Here is a 2,685-nt window from a genome sequence, read left to right on the forward strand (position 1 = left end):
GCCAAATGGTGTTGAGTTGTTGCGGCGAAAGCGTGGGCGCGGCGCTCAGCCTCAGCGGCTCGTAAGCGCGGTCAAGCACGACAAAATTTTGGGCCCTGCTGCCATCGACCAGCGCAGACAGTCCGGCTTGCGCAGCCCCCCGCGGACTGGAGGGCTCGCAGGCCCATAGCAACTGCGCATCGTCAGGACTGCTTGTCAACGCCAGGCCATGTGCACCGGCTGCCTGTGCGTAATCGCCATAACTGAGTGGCGGCAGCCAGACGGCGCGCGCACCCTGCCTGGCCGCCAGGGCCGTGATGCGAAAGATGAATTCACTGGCACTTGCAGCCAGCAGCACACGGGACGCGTCGACGGCGTGAAAGGCAGCCAGTTGCCTGCGCAAGGCGGTATAGCCGGCATCGGGATAACGCGTGGCGTCGGCCTTGAAAACAGCCTGCAGCGCCGAAGGGCACGGCCCGCAGGCGTTGCTGTTGGTCGAAAAGTCGTACGGCGGCACGCCCAGTGCGTCGGGCCCGCCGTGAATGCGTGAGGCGCCCGGGCCCGCGATGCTCATGCCGATGCCGCCATGGCGATCAACAGCACCGCTGCCAAGGCAATCCAGGTCTGGGAGAACACTGCCTTAGAGGCCAAGCCTTGCGCCAGTGCGGTGTCTGCGGCCTCGGGCGCCCGCCCTTGGGGGTTCAGGGTGTAAACGCCCGGCTTGCCGAGCGAGATACCCAGCGCCAGGGCCATGGCCGCCATGGGCCAGCCGCTGTTGGGCGATGGGGTCTTGCTGGCTTCAGCGCGCAAGGCATGAAACGGCAGTCCCCGTGCCGCGAGTGCCAGCAGCAAGGCCGTCAGGCGCGCCGGCAGCCATGAGAGCACATCGTCGGCGCGCGCCGCCCACTTGCCCGCCCATTCCCATTTTTTGCCGCGGTAGATGCCGCGGTAGCCCCACATGGCGTCGGCCGTATTGCTGAAACGGTAGACGGCAGCACCCGGCAGCCCGAACAGCACAAACCAGAAGACCGGCGCCACCACGGAGTCATTGAAATTTTCGGCCAGGGATTCGATGGCGCTTTCCCGCACCTGGCTTTCGGTGAGCTGGGTGGTGTCGCGGCTCACCAGCCAGGAGAGGCGCTCCCGCCCTGCCTCGAGCGACTGGCCCAGTGCCAGCTCGACCGCACCGACCTCTTCACGCAGCATGCGCCATGACAGCATGCACTTGAGCAGCCAGGCCATCGGCGCGGCCAGCAGCGCGGTGTCAATCGCCGCCTCCCAAGCCGGCGCCCTGACGTAGCCGGCCAGCTGCCAGAACACCAGTGCCTGCACGCCCCATGCAACCATCCCCACCAACACTGCGCCCACCCACCAGGCCAGTGCACCCAGGAAAAAAGCCAGGGCCGGCGGGCAGCGCACGGTCACGCTGCCGCAGGCCCGCAGATAGCCACCCATCCAGACGACCGGATGCACCCGCACAGGCGGCTCACCAAAATATTTGTCTACCCACAAAGCCAGCAACAGAACCATCCCCAGCACGACCGCCATATAGCCGGCCATGGAAGCAGGCACGGACAAGGCATGAAGGCTGGCCCAATGCGTGAACATCTCAACCCGCTTCCGGCTCACGCGGGATGGTCTGGCCCCAGCCGTCTTCAAACACCATTTCAGCCAGCGGCGCGCGGTGCGCCCACTTTTCAGCCTGCAGCATGGGCTGTTCATAAAAGGCCTGGACCGGGCCCAGGCACAGCACCGCAATCGGCTTGCTGCCTTCGGGCATCTGCAACAGCCCGGCCAGCTGCTGCGGGCAAAAAATCGAGACCCAGCCCATGCCAAGACCTTCGGCACGCGCGGCCAGCCAAAGGTTCTGGATGGCGCAGGCCGCCGAGGCGATATCCATCTCAGGCAAGGTGCGCCGGCCAAACACATGCTGATCGCGTCCCGGCGGCATGGCCACCACCAGCACTTCGGCAGCATCAARCACACCCTGCACCTTGAGTTTCATGAACTCATCTTCGCGCTCGCCCAGGGCGCGCGCCGTCAGCACGCGCTCCTGCTCAATGAGTGCGTGAACCCCCTCACGCAAAGACCGTCTGCGCACGCGGATAAAACGCCAGGGCTGCATGAAGCCCACGCTGGGCGCGTGGTGGGCGGCGGACAGCAGGCGTTGCAGGATGTCGTCCGCGACGGTGCCGCCGCTGAAATGGCGCATGTCGCGCCGCTCGAAAATGGCCCGGTACACCGCTTGTTGCTCTGCGGCGGTGAAGGCGTGGCTGGGCACGGCCGGTTCAGCCGGGTCAGCCGGGTCAGCCGGGTCAGCCGGGTCTATCCTGCCGGGAGAGAGAAAACCCGTCACACCACTCACTGCGGAGCTTGCACCGTACCGGCAGTGGGTGCGTCGGCACGCTGCAGGATTGCCATCAAAACCGGGCGCAGCCAGCGCTGGAAAGCCAGCCCGCCCGCCAGGCCCAAGCCCACCCAGAACGACAGGGAAACCCAGGTGGTTGCCCAGATGAACTGCGCACCCAACTGGCGCAGGGTCGCCTGGGCCTCACCGCTAAAGCCGGCCAGGGGGTCACCCGTGATGTGGGGTGCGCCTACAACATACGGCAGAGCCAGCCAGGCCGCCGCTGCCGCCCAGCGCAAGGGGCTGCGCAGCATGGCCAGCGACACGCAGGCCAGTGCCGCACTGCCGGCCGCCAGTAC

The 2,685-nt window shown here is 66.5% G+C and carries 4 protein-coding genes; all 4 read right to left on the minus strand.

All coding sequences use genetic code 11. From position 1 onward, the window contains the following. Nucleotides 1-553: aminotransferase class I/II-fold pyridoxal phosphate-dependent enzyme (locus AC1D0Z_RS19195; protein WP_477659784.1), on the minus strand; the 553-nt coding region annotated here is incomplete at its 3' end. After that, a complete protein-coding gene (gene cbiB, locus AC1D0Z_RS19200) occupies nt 550-1,539 on the minus strand; it encodes an adenosylcobinamide-phosphate synthase CbiB (RefSeq protein WP_477659786.1) in 990 nt (329 codons plus the stop codon). The genes AC1D0Z_RS19195 and cbiB, both read right to left, overlap by 4 nt. Before the next feature lie 49 nt (nt 1,540-1,588). Then, a complete protein-coding gene (gene bluB, locus AC1D0Z_RS19205; protein ID WP_477659787.1) occupies nt 1,589-2,260 on the minus strand; it encodes a 5,6-dimethylbenzimidazole synthase in 672 nt (223 codons plus the stop codon). 80 nt (nt 2,261-2,340) lie between these two features. Then, on the minus strand, nt 2,341-2,685 hold a 345-nt coding region (locus AC1D0Z_RS19210; protein ID WP_477659785.1), incomplete at its 5' end, for a CbtA family protein.

The organism is Polaromonas sp. P1_E3, from assembly GCF_056405935.1.

Bases quoted from the DNA above. Each gene is read 5' to 3' on its own strand.
- cbiB (WP_477659786.1), bottom strand. From the start codon at position 1,539: ATGGCCGGCTATATGGCGGTCGTGCTGGGGATGGTTCTGTTGCTGGCT.